The organism is Phascolarctobacterium sp. ET69, assembly GCF_023336935.1.
In the GTDB taxonomy this organism is placed as follows: Bacteria; Bacillota; Negativicutes; order Acidaminococcales; family Acidaminococcaceae; genus Fusicatenibacter_A; species Fusicatenibacter_A intestinipullorum.
In genome coordinates, this window is sequence record NZ_JAMBLR010000001.1 from 319,765 (window position 1) to 338,962 (window position 19,198).

18 protein-coding genes are annotated in these 19,198 nt (G+C 43.0%); 16 read left to right on the forward strand and 2 right to left on the reverse strand.

The features are described 5' to 3' along the window. Position 1: 1 nt before the first annotated feature. The 12 genes from M3079_RS01570 (at position 2) to gltA (ending at position 12,428) form a co-directional block, all read left to right on the forward strand. Positions 2-847 (forward strand): ChbG/HpnK family deacetylase, encoded by an 846-nt coding sequence (locus M3079_RS01570; protein ID WP_249076803.1) that lies wholly within the window; start codon positions 2-4, stop codon positions 845-847. A gap of 2 nt (positions 848-849) precedes the next feature. Further along, positions 850-1,851, forward strand: a complete 1,002-nt coding sequence (locus M3079_RS01575; RefSeq protein ID WP_021716402.1) for a lysylphosphatidylglycerol synthase transmembrane domain-containing protein — start codon at positions 850-852, stop codon at positions 1,849-1,851. After that, positions 1,851-2,786 carry an NAD-dependent epimerase/dehydratase family protein gene (locus M3079_RS01580; RefSeq protein WP_249076805.1) on the forward strand — a complete coding sequence of 312 codons (936 nt, stop codon included), beginning with the start codon at positions 1,851-1,853 and terminating at the stop codon, positions 2,784-2,786. The genes M3079_RS01575 and M3079_RS01580 overlap by 1 nt, the downstream gene beginning before the upstream one ends. After that, the gene (locus M3079_RS01585; RefSeq protein ID WP_249076807.1) at positions 2,786-4,336 is read left to right on the forward strand and encodes a glycosyltransferase family 39 protein; all 1,551 of its coding nucleotides are present in this window, start codon (positions 2,786-2,788) and stop codon (positions 4,334-4,336) included. Before M3079_RS01580 ends, M3079_RS01585 begins: the two co-directional genes overlap by 1 nt. A gap of 125 nt (positions 4,337-4,461) precedes the next feature. Further along, positions 4,462-5,115, forward strand: coding sequence for an HAD hydrolase-like protein (locus M3079_RS01590; protein ID WP_249076810.1), 654 nt, complete (start codon positions 4,462-4,464; stop codon positions 5,113-5,115). A 9-nt stretch (positions 5,116-5,124) separates the two neighbouring features. After that, complete coding sequence (gene mtnP, locus M3079_RS01595) at positions 5,125-5,922, forward strand: S-methyl-5'-thioadenosine phosphorylase (RefSeq protein WP_249076812.1); 798 nt, start codon at positions 5,125-5,127, stop codon at positions 5,920-5,922. Positions 5,923-5,931: 9 nt separating this feature from the next. Continuing rightward, on the forward strand, positions 5,932-6,996 hold the full coding sequence (mtnA, locus tag M3079_RS01600) for an S-methyl-5-thioribose-1-phosphate isomerase (RefSeq protein WP_249076814.1): 1,065 nt from the start codon (positions 5,932-5,934) through the stop codon (positions 6,994-6,996). Next, on the forward strand, positions 6,989-8,233 hold the full coding sequence (locus M3079_RS01605) for an adenosylhomocysteinase (protein ID WP_249076815.1): 1,245 nt from the start codon (positions 6,989-6,991) through the stop codon (positions 8,231-8,233). The genes mtnA and M3079_RS01605 overlap by 8 nt, the downstream gene beginning before the upstream one ends. A gap of 2 nt (positions 8,234-8,235) precedes the next feature. Further along, the gene (locus M3079_RS01610) at positions 8,236-8,904 is read left to right on the forward strand and encodes a class II aldolase/adducin family protein (protein WP_249076818.1); all 669 of its coding nucleotides are present in this window, start codon (positions 8,236-8,238) and stop codon (positions 8,902-8,904) included. Further along, positions 8,904-10,184, forward strand: a complete 1,281-nt coding sequence (locus M3079_RS01615; RefSeq protein WP_249076819.1) for an amidohydrolase — start codon at positions 8,904-8,906, stop codon at positions 10,182-10,184. The genes M3079_RS01610 and M3079_RS01615 overlap by 1 nt, the downstream gene beginning before the upstream one ends. A gap of 25 nt (positions 10,185-10,209) precedes the next feature. After that, on the forward strand, positions 10,210-11,052 hold the full coding sequence (locus M3079_RS01620; RefSeq protein ID WP_249076821.1) for a sulfide/dihydroorotate dehydrogenase-like FAD/NAD-binding protein: 843 nt from the start codon (positions 10,210-10,212) through the stop codon (positions 11,050-11,052). Then, on the forward strand, positions 11,037-12,428 hold the full coding sequence (gltA, locus tag M3079_RS01625; protein WP_249076823.1) for an NADPH-dependent glutamate synthase: 1,392 nt from the start codon (positions 11,037-11,039) through the stop codon (positions 12,426-12,428). Before M3079_RS01620 ends, gltA begins: the two co-directional genes overlap by 16 nt. 53 nt (positions 12,429-12,481) lie before the next feature. Here gltA and M3079_RS01630 read toward each other — a convergent pair whose 3' ends face one another. Further along, positions 12,482-13,369, reverse strand: a complete 888-nt coding sequence (locus tag M3079_RS01630) for a GIY-YIG nuclease family protein (RefSeq protein ID WP_249076824.1) — start codon at positions 13,367-13,369, stop codon at positions 12,482-12,484. Between the two features lie 194 nt (positions 13,370-13,563). On the opposite strand from M3079_RS01630, the gene M3079_RS01635 reads away from it, so the two are divergent. The 4 genes from M3079_RS01635 (at position 13,564) to lexA (ending at position 18,407) form a co-directional block, all read left to right on the forward strand. Continuing rightward, entirely contained in the window at positions 13,564-14,139 is a 576-nt protein-coding gene (locus M3079_RS01635; protein WP_021716417.1) for a PduL/EutD family phosphate acyltransferase, read from the forward strand. Positions 14,140-14,158: 19 nt separating this feature from the next. Next, positions 14,159-15,475 (forward strand): sodium ion-translocating decarboxylase subunit beta, encoded by a 1,317-nt coding sequence (locus tag M3079_RS01640; protein ID WP_249076825.1) that lies wholly within the window; start codon positions 14,159-14,161, stop codon positions 15,473-15,475. A gap of 37 nt (positions 15,476-15,512) precedes the next feature. Next, a complete protein-coding gene (locus M3079_RS01645) occupies positions 15,513-17,195 on the forward strand; it encodes a hypothetical protein (protein WP_249076826.1) in 1,683 nt (560 codons plus the stop codon). Between the two features lie 552 nt (positions 17,196-17,747). Then, the gene (lexA, locus tag M3079_RS01650) at positions 17,748-18,407 is read left to right on the forward strand and encodes a transcriptional repressor LexA (RefSeq protein ID WP_349293315.1); all 660 of its coding nucleotides are present in this window, start codon (positions 17,748-17,750) and stop codon (positions 18,405-18,407) included. Positions 18,408-18,737: 330 nt separating this feature from the next. On the opposite strand, the gene M3079_RS01655 is transcribed toward lexA, so the two are convergent. Continuing rightward, the gene (locus tag M3079_RS01655) at positions 18,738-19,175 is read right to left on the reverse strand and encodes a PaaI family thioesterase (protein WP_249076827.1); all 438 of its coding nucleotides are present in this window, start codon (positions 19,173-19,175) and stop codon (positions 18,738-18,740) included. Positions 19,176-19,198: the final 23 nt, after the last annotated feature.

The window sequence follows — 19,198 nt, forward strand, 5'->3', positions numbered from 1 at the left end:
TATGAAAAAACTGATAATTAACGCCGATGATTTCGGTCTGCATCCATTGATTAATAAAGGAATTATAGAAGGGCACCAAAAAGGCATGATTACAAGCACATCTATCATGCCGGGCGCTCCTTATTTTAAGGAAGCGGCAAATCTTGCTGCCCAAAATCCTGAGCTGGGAATCGGAATTCATTTAACTCTTGTTGGCGGAGTTGCGCCTGTTTTAAAAAAAGGCGTAAATTCTTTGCTTACTTCGCTGGGAGTTTTTGCAGAAGATTATACAGTTTTTGCAAAAAAATGGTATACTGGTAGTATAAAGAGGAGTGAACTCGAACAGGAACTGCGCGCACAAATAGAAAAAGTGCTGGAAGCCGGAATTAAGCCTACACATATCGACAGCCATCAGCATATGCATGTGCTGCCGGGCATTGCCGGTATGGTTATACGCTTATGCAGAGAATACGGAATAAGCAAAATAAGAATGCCGGAAGAAAGTATTTTCTGGACAGGCGGGTTTAGCGCCGGAGCCGGCAGAAAAATAGGCAGGGACGGTTTGAGCTTTTGCAGCGCGCTGGCAAAAAGCAAGGCAAAAAAAGCAGGGCTTATTTACCCGCAGCACTTTTTTGGCATGCTGGCAGGCGGCAACTTAAATGAACTTCTGGTTAAAAACATTTTGCTTGGTTTGCCTGAGGGGACAAGTGAAATAATGACTCATCCTGGGGCAGATAATGTTTTGCTTGCACAAAACTTCAAATGGGGTTATCATTGGCATGATGAGTTAAATGCTTTTTTGTCTGAAAGCAATAAAAACATTGCCCGTGAACAGGGAATAGAACTAATTAATTTTGGCAGGCTTTAATTATGAACAAAAAATTGATAGGCAGGCTGCTGCTGGTTTTTGTAATTATTGTCCTGATACCGGCAGCGGTTATCTACTTTACATTTGATATAAGGGCGCTTGAATATTTAACCATGTTCAAGCCGTGGAGCATTGCGGCAGCCTTCGGTATTTTGGCCGTTGGGCTTATTTTTGATGGCCTGAGGCTGATGACTCTGGCGCGTGTAACGGATGAACGCCTGAGCATTAAAGAAGTTATCAATGTAGTTTTAAGCAATTATTTTCTGGCGGTGCTTACTCCCGGCGCCAGCGGTGGCGCAATAGCCCAGATTATGTTTATGAAAAGGGCGAATGTGCCTGTTGCCAAAGCAACGGTAATTGTTTTTGTGCGCACGATTATGTCGATAACTTTTTTAATTTTACTGGTGCCGTTTGTTTTGTATAATGACGCTTTTTTAAGCGAATGGATGCCGCCGGCAGTTATCGCAGCAGTATCCGTAATTTTTATTTCCATACCTGTGGCAGTGGTGCTGCTTATGCGCACGCGCTATCCGGAGTTCTGGCTGGTTGCGCTGACAGGCAAGCTGTCGCACGATTACAGGCGCAAATGCTTTAACAGTTATTATGAATTCAAAAAAGCATCGTTTATTATGGGCAGGCATCCTTTAATGATTCTGCGTGCTTTTATTGAATCGGGCATCAGCCTTTTGGGCATTTACGCTACTGTGCCGATGTTCTTTTTAGGCATGAATATTCAATTTGACTGGCTGCAGGTTATGGGCAGGATGGTGCTTTTAAACCTTGTTTTATATTTTTCACCTACTCCGGGCGGCAGCGGCATTGCCGAAGCAGGTTTTATCGTGCTGTTCGCGTCGCTTCTGCCGGAAGGCATGGTAGGCATTATGGCAGTGCTCTGGCGTTTTACGGCCGAGTATTTCCCGTTTTTGCTGGGTGCTTTTATTTCCATCCGCGCTTTTGGTTCAAACATTATTGCTGCCAATAATTTAAAAGAGAGAGAGAACTGATGAAATTACTTGTTACAGGGGGAGCCGGTTTTATCGGCTCTCATCTTTTGGAATACCTTAATGCACAGCATGCGCATGAAACAGTTGTTTTCGACAATCTTTCCAGCGGTTCTGCTAAAAATGTACTGGCAAATATGAAGCTGTGCGTAGGAGATGTTTGTGACGAAGCAGCCGTTGATGCTCTGTTTGCCGCAGAACATTTTGACGCCGTTATTCATTTTGCCGCGCAGACAATGGTTCCGTATTCTTTGCAGCACCCGCAGGAGGACTGCAATGTTAATTTGCTGGGGCTGATTAATATTCTGGAATGCTGCCGCAAATACAATGTTAAATCTGTGGTATTTTCATCAAGCGCGGCCGTTTACGGAGATAACCCCAACATTCCTCTTACCGAAGATTTGCCGCTTTTGCCGACATCCTGCTACGGCATTACTAAAATGACATCCGAACATTATATGCGCGTTTACCACGATTTGTACGGCATTAACTGCACGGTGCTGCGCTTTGCCAACGTTTACGGCGAGCGTCAGGGTGAAGGGGGAGAAGGCGGCGTTATCAGTATCTTCTGCAAACTCCTTGTTCAGAATAAGCCTTTGACAGTTTTCGGCAATGGCGAACAAACACGTGATTTTGTATATGCTGGCGATATTGCGCAGGCTGCGGCTAAAGCAGTTGCGCTTACCGGCTATAATGTTATTAATATTTCAACAGGAAAAGAAACCTCGCTCAACAGCCTGCTTGATGCTTTTAAATCTGCCTGCGGGCATGAACTTACTGTAAACTATGCGCCAGCGCGCAGCGGTGATATTTTCCGTTCTGTTTTAAGCAACAAAAAACTGGAAGCTCTGCTTGGCTTTGTACCGCAAATGGATATAGAGCATGGCATTCCGAAAACATATAACGACTACTTGGCACGCCGGAAGGAAGGTCTTTAATGAAAAATTTAAATCTCCAAAGCCTGATTATTATTGCAGTTTTAGCTTTAGTAACCATTTTGTGGGGAATAGGTTCCGTACCGCTTTTTGACCCGGACGAACCGGTTTATGCGGAAACCGCACGTGAAATGATTAAGTACAACGATTACTTATCGCCGCGTATTTTTGACAATTTCTGGTATGACAAGCCGCCGATGTATTACTGGCTGGTAGCTGCTTCAATAGGCCTTTTTGGCGACGGGGAAGCGGCAGCGCGTTTTCCGGCGGCGTTAATGGCCGTTGCAACTTCGGTAATGCTTTATTTTTCGGTAAGCAATATTTTTTCGGAACGTGCCGGATTCTGGGCATCCATTGTTTTAACTACCTGCGTGGAGTTTTTCTATCTTGGCAAGGCCGCAGTTACCGATACAACTTTATTGTTTTTTATGACAGCCGCGCTTTTATGTTACCAGCACAAATGGTACTGGGTAATGTATATTGCCATGGCTCTGGCCACTGTAACCAAAGGCCCCATCGGCATAGTTTTTCCCGGTGCGATTATTTTCCTGCATCTGCTTTTTACCGGTAATTTACGTGAAATTTTAAAGATGCACGTTATTCGCGGGCTTGTTGTTTACTTTGCCATTGCCGCACCGTGGTATTATTTGATGTATCAGGCGCACGGCATGGAATTTATCAATACTTTTCTTGGTTTTCATAATCTTACGCGTTTTACTACGCCGGAACACCCCGACCGTGTTTTGTGGTGGTATTATCTGCCGGTAATAATTTTGGGCATGTTCCCATGGACTGGCCTGCTATTGCAGTCAATCCGTGCTTCCATATCCGAAGCAAGCAGCGAAGAACTTGTTAAAATGTCATTTTTCAATATCTGGTGGGTGTTTGTGCTGCTGTTTTTTAGTATTTCACAAACCAAACTTGTTTCTTATATTCTGCCTATGTTTCCGGCACTTGCAATTATTATCGGCTGGAATCTTGCAAGGCTTGAAAAGCAGCGCGGAGAATCACTGCTTTCGTGGGTTATTGGCACAGTAATTATGTTCGGGCTTTTGGGTGCCGGCTGGCTTATCGGCGGCAATCAGCTGCCGGAAGCGTTCCTGGAAGCGTCTGTGCTCAGCGGCACAACTTTTGTGGTAGGTTTGGTAATTATATGGTTTTTATGGCGCGAGCGCGATGTTATCTTTGCCGGTTATCTGCATGCGGCAATGGGCTTTTTAACAATGCTGATTGCATTTTCGTTTATTTTGCCGCCGGTTGCAGACCGTTTCAGCGTAAAAACAATGGCTGCCGAGTTTGTGGCGGGCTGTGATACATCCAAGCCGCTTTATGTAGATAAGTTTTTGCGCCCCGGCTTTATGTATTACACCGGTATTGCCGGTGAGGAAATGCTGCCGAAAACGGATGCTCTGCAAAAAGCCGTCAGCGATGCAGCGCCAAAATATGTGGTTGTACGCAGGCTGGAATTTAAACGCCTGCAAAATCCCGAGGCAATCCAAAATCTGCGCATTGTTAAAGAAAAAGACGGAATTATGATTTTGGAAAAATATTGAGTATAACGAACCTCTCAAAATTTTTTGAGAGGTTTAATTTTTACGCAGCGTTATAAATCTTTATTTTAAAGCTTAAATATGGTATGATTAGATGATAAATGCTGAATAAAATTAAGGAGTTTTTTGTGAAAATAAAGGGAGTTTTATTTGACCTTGACGGCACATTGATTAATACAACGCCGCTGATTCTGGAATCGTTCCGCCATACTTTTGTGGAGTTTGGGCTGCCGGTTCCGTCAAAAGAAGCGCTTGTTGCAGGTTTCGGACTGCCGCTGCGCACCGCAGCAAAAGCCTATATGCCCGAAAGCATGATAGAAGATTTTTGCACTGCTTACAGTGATTACCACCGCAGCCAGCACGATAAGCTTATTCAGCCGTTTGACGGCGTTAGCGAAGCACTGGCACAGCTTGCAGGGCGCGGCATAAAAATGGCTGTGGTAACATCTAAAAAACGGCCGATGACTCTGCGCGGGCTTGCCTGTTACGGGCTTGATAAATATATTGAAACTGTTGTTACCTGCCAGGACTGTGAAGAACATAAGCCCCTTCCGGCACCGAGCCTGATGGCTTTAAAAAGCTTAAAGCTGAACGGCTGTGACTGTATCGGTGTGGGCGACAGCCCTTATGATTTGCAAAGTGCCAAAGGCGCTGGCTGTTTAACGGCAGCCGTGCGTTATACTAGTTTTGACTGGAATTTTATTTTGAATGAAGGCAAACCGGATTACGTTTTAAACAAAATGGATGATTTGGTTAAACTGATAGACAGACTCAATAATTAGGAGGTTATTATGCGCAAAATAGCTATTATCGGCGGTACCGGGGTTTACAGCCCTGACGCACTTGGAGGATTTGAAGAAAAGGTTATTATAACGCCTTACGGCGATGCGCTTTGCAAAATGGGCTCGCTGTACGGCAATCAGGTTGTGTTTATTACCCGCCACGGTGCAGGGCACAGTGTTCCGCCGCATAAAGTAAATTACCGTGCCAATATCTGGGCTTTAAAAAGCCTTGGCACAGAAGAAATTTTTGCAACCACGGCTGTCGGTTCTTTAAATAAAGATATGAAAGCAGGGCATTTTGTTGTTTGTGACCAGGCGATTGATTTTACCAAAAGCCGAGTTAACACTTTTTATGATACTCCTGAGCGCGGAGTAGCTCATGTGGATTTTACCAATCCGTACTGCCCGCGCCTGCGTGCAAAGGTTATTAAATGCCTTGAAAGAACGGACATTCCGTTCCATAAAACCGGTTGTTATGTCTGCACCGAAGGCCCTCGTTTTGAAACCGCGGCAGAAATTAAAATGTTCGCCATGCTGGGCGGCGACCTTGTAGGCATGACCAATATTCCGGAATCCTTACTGGCACGCGAAGCGGAAATGTGCTATACAAACTGCAGCATTGTAACCAACATGGCTGCAGGTATTTCGCCGACACCGCTTTCTCACAGCGAAGTTGTTGAAGCAATGGCGCAAAGCGGTAAAAACATGGCCCGCCTGATTGAAGCCTTTATTGCCGATAACGGTGCTGATGAAACAGAATGCGGCTGTGCGCACTGCATGGCAGAATTTGGCGGTTTTAAATTGTAAGAGGCTGTTATGGTTAAGACAATGGAATGGCAGCATAACGCACTGGAAATTTTAGACCAGACTAAACTGCCTGTAGAAATCAGTTTTATAAAATGCGGTACTTACAGCCGCGTGGGCGAAGCAATAAAAAAACTGGAAGTCCGCGGCGCACCTGCAATCGGCGCAGCAGCCGGTTTTGCCATGGTTTTGGGCTGGCAGCAGCTTATGGCGGAAAACCGCTGCAATTTGCCTGCTTACGAAGAAATAAAAAATGAACTTATTGCAGCACGCCCTACGGCAGTAAACCTTGCCTGGGCTGCCAATAAGCTTTACGCTGAGGCAGAACGCCTGACAAGGCAAAGCAAAACGCAGAGCGAAATTGCCTGCGCTTTGGAAAAACTGGCACAGCAAATTTACACTGATGACATTGAATGCAATAAAAAAATGGGCAGGTACGGCGCTGAACTTTTGCCGCCGCATACCCGTATTTTAACGCACTGCAACGCAGGCGCACTGGCAACCTGCGGGTGGGGCACGGCTCTCGGCGTTATCCGCGAAGCCTTTGCCCAGGGTAAAATAGACATGGTTTACGCCGATGAAACGCGCCCGCTTCTGCAGGGCGCCCGCCTTACGGTATGGGAGCTTATGGAAGATAAAATTCCCGTTACCGTTATTACCGATAACATGGCAGCATGGGCCATGCAGCAAAAAGGCATTAACGCCGTTGTTACCGGGGCGGACCGTATTGCCTTAAACGGCGATACCGCCAACAAAATAGGCACCTTTGGCGTAGCTTTGGCCGCAAAATACCACGGTATACCGTTTTATATTGCCGCACCTGTAAGCACGTTTGATTTTTCCATTCCAGACGGCAGCGGGATTCCGATAGAAGAACGCAGCGCACAGGAAGTAAAAACATTGCAGGGGGTTGTTACCGCGCCGCCCGAAGCATTAGCCTACAACCCTGCTTTTGATGTTGCACCGGCCGCTCTTATCAGCGGCATTATTACCGAATACGGCGTTATTAAACCGCCTTATCGGGAGAATATAAAAAAATTGCAGCTTAAAATCAAGGAGGAAATTTTTAATGAATAGCATGATTAAAGACATTGCCCTTGCGCCTACCGGGCATCAGAAAATTGCCTGGGTTAAAGAGCACATGCCGCTGCTTAACATTTTAAACGAACGTTATGCAGAAAAGAAAATTTTTAACGGTTTAAATATGGTTGTAACCATTCATCTGGAAGCAAAAACCGCATATCTTGCCCAGACCCTTAAAAACTGCGGCGCAAACGTAGTTGTTACCGGCAGCAACCCGCTTTCCACGCAGGACGACGTTGCCGCAGCTCTTGCTGACAGCGGAATTACCGTTTTTGCCACCCATGCCTGCTCGCAGGAAGAATACGACTTATATTTAAGCAAAGCGCTTGATACCAAACCTTCGCTTATTATCGACGACGGCGGCGACCTTGTTAATATGCTGCACAGCACACGCCGCGAGCTGATTCCGAACCTTATCGGCGGCAGCGAAGAAACCACTACCGGCGTACACCGCTTAAAAGCACTTAACGAAGCCGGCAAACTGGCTTTCCCAATGATTGCCGTTAACGACGCTTACTGCAAATATCTGTTCGATAACAGATACGGCACCGGCCAATCTTCCTGGGACGGCATTATGCGTACCACCAACCTTGCCGTTGCAGGCAAAACCGTTGTTGTTGCAGGCTACGGCTGGTGCGGCAAAGGCGTTGCCATGCGTGCCAAAGGTTTGGGCGCAAACGTTATCGTCACCGAAATTGACCCGATTAAAGGCATTGAAGCAGTATTTGACGGTTTCCGGGTAATGCCGATGCGTGAAGCAGCAAAATACGGTGATTTCTTTGTAACCGTAACCGGCTGCAAAGATGTAATTACCAAAGAACACTTCCCGCTGATGAAAGACGGTGCAGTTCTTGCCAACGCAGGCCATTTTGACGTTGAAATTAATGTTAAAGACCTGGAAGCAATGACCGTTGAACCTGCTTACGAAGTACGCAAAAACATTACAACCTACACCATGCCTAATGGCAAAAAAATCAACCTGCTGGGCGAAGGCCGCCTTGTAAACCTTGCATGCGGCGACGGCCATCCGGTAGAAGTTATGGACCTTTCTTTCGCCATGCAGTTCCTTGCCATGAAATATCTGCTGGAGCATAAAGGCGAACTGCAAAATAACCTTTATGTACTGCCGGAAGAACTGAATACGGAAATTGCTGCGCTGAAACTTGAAGCAATGGGCGCAGGCATTGATACCTTAACTCCGGAACAATACGCTTACCTGCACGCCGAATAATTATGGAAAACGAAGCTGTTGAAAAAGCAAGGGCACAAATTGTTAAAGCTGCGCAAAAAATGGCAGGTCAGAACATGCTGCCGGGTTCGTGGGGCAACATAAGCATTAAAATAAACAAAAATGCTTATGCAATAACTCCTTCCGGCCGCGGTTATGACAATTTAACGCCCGATGATATAACCATAGTTGACGCAGCAGGACAAACGCTTGACGGATCATTAATACCAAGCAGCGAACTGCCTTTGCACCTGGCAATATATAAAGCGCTGCCGGAAGCAAATGCCGTTGTGCACACGCACAGCATTTATGCCAGTGCCTGTGCCGCAGCACGCAGAGATATCCCGCCGCTTATTGAAGACATGGTGCAGATAATGGGCGGCGCGGTGCATTGTGCCGAATATGCCCTGCCGGGTACGGAAACGCTTGCTCAAAACGTAATAAAAGCCATGAACGGCAAACGTGCGGCGCTTTTGGCAAACCACGGCGTTGCTGCATGGGGAGTAACGCTTGACGAAGCCATGATGGTAGCGGGAATAGTTGAAAAAGCCGCTCAGCTTTATTGCATTGCGCAGAGCCTTGGCGGAGCAGTGCTGCTGCCTCAGAGCGATATTGACGCCATGCACGGTTTTTACGAAGCCCATTACCGCAAACGTCAGTTAGGAGAAGAATAATGGCGAAAACACTTATTAAAAACGCTGAAATTATTACCGCAAAAGATACGGATAAATATTATATCGGTATTTTAAACGACACCATTCAGGTAATATCCAAAGAATTGCCGCAAGGATATGAAGACGCGCAGGTTATTGATGCCGAAGGTAAAATTGCCGTGCCGGGCATGGTAAACACCCATACCCACGCAGCAATGACGCTGCTGCGCAGCTATGCCGATGATATGGTACTGATGGACTGGCTGCAAAATAAAATCTGGCCTGCCGAAGACGGTCTTACGGATGACGATATTTACTGGGGCACAATGCTTTCCATTGCCGAAATGCTTAAAACCGGCACAACCTGTTTTGCCGATATGTATTTTGCAATGAACCGCGTTGCCGATGCCGTTGAAGAAACAGGCATCAGGGCTGCATTAAGCCGCGGCTTAACCGGATTCAGTGACGAAAATTATGCAAAACTTGAAGAAAATGCAGCGCTCTTTAAAGAACGCCATAACAGTGCAGGCGGGCGTATTCATGTAATGCTCGGGCCGCATGCCCCGTATACCTGCTCTGTTGAATACCTGAAAAATGTTATTGCCAAAGCTCAGCAGCTTGGCAGTGAAATTCATATTCACCTTTGCGAAACCAAAGGCGAAGTTGACAACTGCATTAAAGAACACGGCATGAGCCCGATAAAACTCATGGACAGCCTTGGCATGTTTGAATGCGGCACATTAGCAGCTCACAGCGTACATGTAGATGAAGAAGACATGGCAATTATGGCAGCCAAACATGTGCGTGTTGCCCATAACCCGCAAAGCAATCTTAAACTTGCCAGCGGCATTGCACCGGTACCGGCAATGTTAAAGCACGGCATTACGGTCGGCTTTGGCACTGACGGCACCAGCAGCAACAACAACCTTGATATGCTGGAAGAATGCCGCCTCGCCGCAATGCTGCATAAAAACATGACAGGCGACCCGGAAATTATACCGGCAGCACAGGCACTTGCCATGGCTACAAGCGAAGGTGCCAAAGCGCTTGGCTTTGCTGACGTTGGCAAAATTGAAGCAGGGCAGAAAGCCGATATTGTCCTTTATAACATGAATAAACCTTACTGGCATCCGCGCAACGACAGAACTTCGCTGTTTGTATATGCGGCAAACGCCAATGAAGCAGATACCGTACTTGTTAACGGCAAAGTTCTTATGCAAAACGGCGAACTGCTTTACATAGACCTGGAGAAAGTTTATGCCGAAGCAGACGCGCGCGCACGCCGCTTAACCAATAAATAACAAAAATTTTGGGAGGGAAACACAAGTGGCTAAAATTTTATTTAAAAGTAATTTAGCACCTTCTGTTTACGAATTTTTAGTAGACGCACCCCTGATTGCACATAAATGCCAACCGGGGCAGTTTGTAATGATACGCACCGATGAAGACAGCGAACGTATTCCGCTCACGATTGCCGATTTTGACCGCGAAAAAGGCACTATTACCTTAATCGTTCAGGCAGTAGGCAATACCACAAAACATCTTTGCGAAACTTTTGAAGAAGGCGACGACATTCTCGACGTTGTCGGTCCGCTCGGCCATCCGTCGGAAATGGGCAGGTTTGGCACGGTTGTCTGCGTAGGCGGCGGTATCGGCGTTGCGCCGGTATACCCGATTGCCCGTGCTTACCACGAGCTCGGCAACAAAGTAATTTCCATTGTCGGCGCACGCAGCAAAGATTTAATTATCTGGCGTGATAAAATGCAGGCAATCAGCGATGAGCTTATTATAACCACGGATGACGGCAGCGAAGGGCATAAAGGCTTTGTAACCGACCCGCTGCGCGAAATGCTGGAAAAAGGCGAAAAGATTGACCTGGTACTTGCCATTGGCCCGGTAATTATGATGAAAAACGTTGCTGCAACAACCAAACCTTTCGGCACCAAAACAACCGTAAGCCTTAACACCATTATGGTAGACGGCACCGGCATGTGCGGCGGCTGCCGTGTAATGGTGGGCAACGAAAATAAATTTGCCTGTGTTGACGGTCCGGAATTTGACGGGCATCTGGTTGACTTTGCCAACTTAATGCAGCGCCAGATGATGTACAAAGACCAGGAATCTATTGAATACAGCTGCGGAGGTCATTGCAAATGCGTGGAGGAATGAGAAACCCTATGCCGGAACAGCCGGCTGATGTAAGAAATAAAAACTTTAAAGAAGTTGCTCTCGGCTATGATATGAAAACCGCTGTTGATGAAGCAGAGCGCTGCCTGCATTGCCCGAAACCGCTGTGCGTAAGCGGCTGCCCTGTTAATGTTGAAATTCCGGCTTTTATTCAGGCTGTAAAAGAAGGCAACATGCAGGAAGCCATTAAGATTTTAAAACGCAAAAACAGCCTTCCGGCAGTCTGCGGCCGCGTGTGCCCGCAGGAAAACCAGTGCGAATCAAAATGCGTGCTCGGCATTAAAGGTCAGTCCGTTGCTATCGGCCGTCTGGAACGCTTTGTAGCAGATTATGCACGTGAACACGGCTTAGATAACGTAGATAACGAAAAAGCTGCTCCTAACGGCAAAAAAGTTGCCATTGTAGGCAGCGGCCCTTCCGGCCTTACCGCAGCAGGCGACCTTGCCAAAATGGGCTATGACGTTACCATTTTTGAAGCACTGCACGCACCGGGCGGCGTTTTAATGTATGGCATTCCTGAATTCCGCCTGCCGAAAGAAATTGTGCAGCACGAAATTGACGCGCTGAAAAAGCTTGGCGTTAAAATTATGGTAGACGCTGTTATCGGCCGTTTGTTTACCATTCAGGAACTTTTTGAAGAAGAAGGCTTCGACGCCATTTATGTAGGCACAGGCGCAGGTCTGCCGCACTTTATGAATATTGAAGGCGAAAACCTTAACGGCGTATATTCTGCCAACGAATTTTTAACGCGCGTTAACTTAATGCGTGCTTATCAGTTCCCGAAAGTTGCAACACCGGTTTACATCGGTAAAAAAGTTGCCGTTGTCGGCGCGGGCAATGTTGCTATGGACGCAGCACGTACCGCAAAACGCCTCGGCGCAGAACAGGTTTATATTGTTTACCGCCGCAGCGAAGAAGAAATGCCTGCCCGCAAGGAAGAAATCGGCCATGCAAGAGAAGAAGGCATTGAGCTCCGTCTTTTGAACAACCCTGTACGTATTTTAGGCAACGAAAAAGGCTGGGTTAATGGCATGGAATGCATTAAAATGGAGCTTGGCGAACCTGATGCCAGCGGACGCCGCAGCCCGGTAGCTATTAAAGACAGTGAATACGTGCTTGACGTTGACATGGTTGTAATGGCGATAGGGCAGGGGCCTAATCCTCTGTTAAAGCAAACCACGCACGATTTGGAAACCAACAAACGCGGCAACATCGTTGCAGATGAAAACGGCGCAACCTCTATTCCCGGCGTATTTGCAGGCGGCGACATTGTAACCGGCGCAGCAACCGTAATTTCTGCCATGGGCGCAGGCAAAAAAGCCGCTCAGGCCATTGATGAGTATTTAAAGAATAAATAAAAATAAAAGCTTACTTTAGAGTATTTTCTAAAGTAAGCTTTTATAATATAAAGCTAAATATTATTTTCTAAATCTTTTAATTTTATACCGTCTTTTGTTTTCCATACATCTAAACCATTACTGTTATAACCTAATACAAATACTGCGGCATAAGAAGGACTGGAAAAAAGAATATCTTCTTGTAATATATTGTTTTCATCAATTTTTGCAAATTTACGTCTTTTCTTCATACTTTCATTAAGATATTCTGCATCATTTCTTTCAATGTGACTTCCTCGTAATACAACAAAGCCTTCATTTGTTTGTTTACAATATGCTTCTATTAGTTGGCCAGTTTTTTTATTTTTTCTAGTCAAAAAGAGTGGTATATCTTTAGAAGAATTATCTAAATTATTATTGTCAGTAATCGTTAAAGGAATTAGTAGTCTATGACCTAAAACAACCATAACTGTTTTAGCATATTCTATAAATTCTTCCATATCAGATTCCGTTTCTTCGGTTTGATTTCCAAAAGAAGGGGTATTTCCATTTTTTATTATATAACGATTTGCATTAATCGCTAATTCACAGAATTTATTTTCTAAATAATTTAATTCAGTTGAACCTAACGAATTATTAGATGTAGTAAAAACTATTGCTTCGTTCCAATAGTCTTTTTCTGGATTGCGTTTATGTTCTTCCAAACGGTTTAAAATACCTCTGCCATTTTGGCGCATATTAGCTTGACCTATGTAGGCAATATATTTATCTAAATCGTTAGATATACCAAACAAGAAATAAATTCCGCTTTTATTTAAATCATCGCGGTCTTTTAAATTTTCTATTTCTTTTCTAGGAATTCTATAGGCAATACCAGTCCAGTTTTTTAAAGTACATTTTACACAGCCATTTACATCTCCGTTAATTAAAAACATATTTATGCTTTTTCCACGTTTTATCATAAATTAACTCACCTTAAATATATATTTTTATGCCAATAATTATATAATAAATTATCTGTTTATTCAATTAAATTATAGAGTAAGCACGTATTTATAATTGTATACAACCAAAACAAAATGACATCTGCCTGTATTTGGTGTATAATAAATAATGATATGGTTTACAATAATTAAAATTTTACGAGGTGAATTATATGCGTTTTAAATTAAGAATGGGCGTTTCAGGGCGTCATTGCCATTTAAAAAGAGAAGATATGGATATTTTGTTCGGTAAAGGCAGCGAGCTGCACCCGATAAAACCGATTGTGCAGCCCGGTCAGTTTACCTGCGAAGAAAAAATTATTCTGGTAACGGATAAAGGCGAAATGCCGCTGCGCGTTATCGGGCCGCTGCGTCCTTATACGCAAATCGAGCTTGCCAAAACAGATGCCCGTCAGCTTGGGCTGAACCCGCCGATTTGCTTCTCCGGTTATCTTGACGGCTCGCTCGGCGGCAAAATCGTCGGCCCTGAAGGCGAAGTTATTTTAAAAGAGGGCATTATGCTTGTACAGCGCCATATTCATTTGTGCCCGGAAACTGCAGCCAAATATCATTTAAAGAACCATGATATTGTTGCCATGGAAACCACAGGCTCACGTGCACTGCGTTTTGAGCACGTTTATGTAAGAACCGGCCCGGAGCATGCGGATGAAATTCATATTGATACCGACGAAGGCAATGCATGCGGGCTTGAAAACGGCGCTTTGGTTGATATTGTAACCAGGCTTTAATTGTTATTGAGGAAGAACAATGCGCAAAATATTGTTTTTTATGCTGTTGTTAGTGCAGCTAACTGCGGCAACGGCGTTTGCGTATACCAATAAAGAGGACGGTTTTAAAACACAAAGTCCGTCCTCTGCTAATTACGTAGAGGCTGTTGGCAAACATTTTTACGGTTTTATTGACGATAACGGTGCTGCGGCAGGGTATACCGAATGTTTAAGCAGTGAACAGGCTTCTAAATTTTTAGGAGTCCCGTTCAGCACAGCAGCGTTTGATAAAACTTACAGCGATATTCTACTTTTACAGCGTAACGGAATCAGCAACGAACGTATTAATCAGCTTGTAGCTGAACCGGTTGTTTCACCGCTTTTTGCTTTTGCAGAAAATGAAGAACCGGATTACCTGATTTCGGCGCAAAAGTTTGGCTCAAACAAGTATATTGCCGTTACTTTTAACGTAAATCCGGAAACTGAACCTGTAACAATTTATTATACTTCTGCTAATGATAAGCTTTATATGCTTATGGCAGAGCAGCAAACGGCTGTTTCCAACGCTGTTGAAAACCGGCCGGAAAATACCATTGGCGTTATTGGCGGTGCCGATGGCCCGACAGACATTTACGTTAAAGATAATGTTTTGGCTAAAGAAACCAACAAGACTTTTCTGAAAAAGTTTAAAACCGTTAAGCCGGTTGATAAAAACACTGTGTTTACCTTTGGCGAAAAAACAGCCAATGTAAAAGTAACCCTTCCGGATGACTGGTTTTACGTGCAGTTAGCAGACAGCAGATATAATGAAGAAGCTGTCGGTATAACGGTTGCCATGCCTCAGGAAGCTATGGCGCTGATTCTTAAAGAAGCGCTTGATATTGGCGTTACCGATATAGAATCGGCAGTTATTGCATCGCAGGCCGCTGCGGCTGATAAAAGCATAAGCGCTGAATTAACAGATAAAAAAGATGATATAATGGATATTTTCCGTCATGGCATTATAATATTATCTGTTAAAGCCACCGATAAAAGTTTTTCGGATTTTGTATTTGATAACCCCAATAAAACGGCTTACGGCGTAAATGAAGCGTTGGAAGATATAAAAGCCGCCCTTATTGAGCAGGGAACGGAATTTAAAACCTTTGCTTATAATACGGATTTTAAAGACGGGCAGGGGAGCTTTAGCCTGCAAACTGAATTGAAGCCTGCTGAAACTGATTTTTATTACACTTTAGTTGCCGAAGGCAAAGTTATTGGCAAAGCTGCTTATCTGGCTTTTGTATTTGACCGTAACGGTGATGATGAAAATACGGCACTTAAATTTTGGAACGGCAAAACACTTTTAAAAGATTAATGTCCACATTCGTACTTAAAGTAAAAAGAGGGTACAGATGATGAAAAAATTATATGCTGATATTTTAATGACAGGTTTGATGTGCAGCGTTGCTCTTACGGCTAATGCCTTTGAATATGTAAGCAGTGGAGCAGGTTTTTCCGTTAACATTCCAGATCAGAACATTATGCTGATAGGCGAAAATATGTTTGCTGCCGAAAACCGTGTTTTTGACCTTGACAAAAAACTTGTAAAAACCAACGGCATGCACTTTGTTACCGGGCTTAACCACGAACAGCTTGAACAAAATTTTAATACCGCTTTTACAACGGAAAAATTTACTGCTGACCTCAATAATATTAAAAAAGCTTTAAAAAGCGGCACTGCTGCTGACGTTTTGCAAAGCAGCAGCTATAAATACCTTACCGAAGCCGCGGCTGGCGCTTATGTAAATTACAGCGGCGAAAGCGAAGACCTTGCCGGTTTATTGGAATTAAACAAACAATTTGCCGGTATGGCGAACATAAAAAAGGCATCCGTTGAAAATATTAAAGGCAAAGATGCTTTAATGATAGAATCGGATATTGAAAATATAACATTTGAGTTAAAGCTGCCGCTGAAAAAATCGGAATTATTGCCGCAAGAATCAGTTGATGAAGAAAACCTGAAAGACCAGGGCTTTAAATTTGAATTTGCTGATGACGGTTATTTAGTTACTAAAATAGCAAATTTATATAATATTACAGAAAAAACTTATTTATTATCGGCCAATGACAACCTGTATACGGTAACGAGCCTGTTTGCTTCAACTAACGAATTGCCTGACGATGTCGACAGCCTTTATAAACTTGATAATAAAGGATTTAATAAATTAAGCAAACAGCTGGTTAACAGTTTAAAATTTACGGAACCTCAGAAAAACGGCAATAAACCGCTTACAATCAATGATAATATCAGCGGACGCAAACTGCAATTGCCGGAAAAATGGCTGTATACAAGAACTGATTTCAGCAGCATTTACGGTATTAATAAAGGCGGCTTTGGGCTTACTGCTTACAGCGCTTTGCCGGAAACTTCACTTGATGCTGCAAATAACGCAATTAAAACCTTTGGTATAAGTTTTGATAACAGCAAAAATACCTTGAAAATGGATTTGTCGCAGTTTACAATGCCGGATTTACTAAATTTGTTTGATGAAGGCATTGTTATGGCCAGTGGTAATTTTAATAATGTTGCCCAAATTGAGCCTGATTTCAGCAAGTATGTAAACGAATATAAAACTATTTTTGATAATCCGGAATTAACAAAATTTATCTTCCACAATAGTATGAACCAGCTTTTTAACAGCCTGCGCCCGGAAGATATTGCAGCCATAGAAAAATACCTGAAAGCAGAAAACTTTAACTATACTTTTGACATCAATAATTACAATGCACGCTTCAATTGTGATGCTGACTTAAAGGCTCACATACCAGACATATTTAAAGTTCTGCAGGAAGCAAATGTTATTGCCGGAAACGCCGCTGACGCAGATGAAGTGCGCAGCAGCCTGAGTAAAGATAAAGTTTTTGCCATGCTGGATACCAATCTGATACCGTTTAACTGCTATTTTAAAAACCAGCTTTATTTTGACAGAAGTCAGCGCTTTAATAACCTGTTATATTTTACAAAAGGCGATAAGGCTGCTGCCAACCAGCAAATTATGAAGCAGTTTAATACAACCGATTTATATCTTTACTGATTTGTGTTATAATAATAAAGTATTAAGAGGCTTATGCAGAAAATGCCTGAGCCTCTTATATTTTTGTAATTATACTGTAAAAGTCACCCACATAAATTGGTTGTAACAAATTTTAAAACACATGCGCATATAAATTAACGTGTTTATTATAAAAACGCCTTAAAACGCAAATATAAAGGCGTAAATAAAAGATTCATCTAAAATCAATGAGAGTATTGATTAGAATAGGTAAAATTAGTCAAAAATTAATATAGAATTTATCGTCTGGTATAATTTGTTAAGTAAAATGGTGAATGTGAACTCATGCAAAACCATGTCATATATTTTGGCTGGTTTTGCGTTCGGCTTCAATTTGTAAATTTTACATAATATATATTATCGGACGTTATTTTTATATATTTATCTTTCCTTTAAACTTCTGTTTTATCTCATCTTCCAATATTAAAATCAAAATTAAACTAATACAGCGAACAGCAAACAAATGTTTTGACTCCTTCTTAATTAACTGTTATAATAGAATTATATAAAATCTATTTCGGGAGGCTTTTATTAATGGCCAGACATAAACGCTTTTCTAATTTTGAAGGACAAATTACTGAAGAAATGCTTACTGACCGTCAGCGTCAGATTTTAGAATATATTCGCAAATGTGTTAAAGATAAAGGTTATCCTCCGGCTGTGCGCGAAATCGGCAAAGCTGTAGGATTATCTTCAAGCGCCAGTGTTCATAATCACCTGCACAAATTAGAAGAATACGGTTTTTTGCAGCGTGACCCTTCCAAGCCACGCGCACTTGAATTGACCCAGGACGCTGAATGGCGTCAGAAAACTGTTGTGCCCGTTCCGCTTGTTGGCCGTGTAACGGCGGGCGTTCCTATTCTGGCTGTTGAAAACATTGAAGAAACATACCCCATTCCGCTTGATTTGTTGGGCTGCTCCGATGATGTTTTCATGCTTTCCGTAAGCGGTGACAGCATGATTAAGGCCGGTATTTTAGACCATGACTATATTGTTGTGCGCAAGCAAAATTTTGCCAACAACGGCGATATAGTTGTTGCTTTAATCGACGGCGAAGAAACTACTGTAAAACGCTATTTCCGTGAACTCCGCTGCGTACGCTTACAGCCTGAAAACGATGCTTATCAGCCTATTGTAGGCGGCGATAATATTCAGGTTATCGGTAAAGTAATTGCCGTTTTTAGAATGCTTTAATATTTTAAAATTCTCATCAATTGTATTAAAATAAAATTATTTCAGTTTTATACAAGCACTATAAAAATATTATATTAACTTCTAAATGACATCATAATAATTTCAAAAATCAAAACCATATACAATACTTAATAAAAATTAAAGGACTTGCTCTGATACAGAACAAGTCTCCTTTTTATATGCAATTTAGTACTGTTGCAGTTAATTTAAAACAATGCTGTAAATAGTATTGGACAGAACTACAGCTATTACAAGCACGATTGCAAATATTATAAAAAACCTTAAAATTCTAAAAAACTTCTTCATAATAATAACTCTTCCCATAAAAATTTACCATTTTTCAGGTATACTTTCAAACTTCCCTATAACATACATTGTGCCAAGCATTTCCGTAAGCAGCGTGCCTTCATTATTAAAGGTTTCTACTTTTATAATAATTATTTTATGCCCGCGCTGAATTACCGTGCCAACAGCAGTAGCTACATCTCCGGCATGGAGGTTTTTTATAAAGTTTATCGTGTAATTAATAGTTACTACTCTGGCCCCTACACTTGCGCTTGCCATCCCCAGCGCAGTATCTGCAAGTGCTGCCAGTGAACCGCCGTGGGCAACTTCATATAAATTGGTGTGCTTGGCTGCGTCAATAGGCATTGCAAGTGTTACCATGCCGCATTCAACGTCAACAAGCTCCATGCCGCACAGTTTAACGAAACTATTAATACTATATACATCTTTGATAATTTGTGTATATTCTTCTTTTGCACTCATCAACTTTACCTCCCTACCGGTAC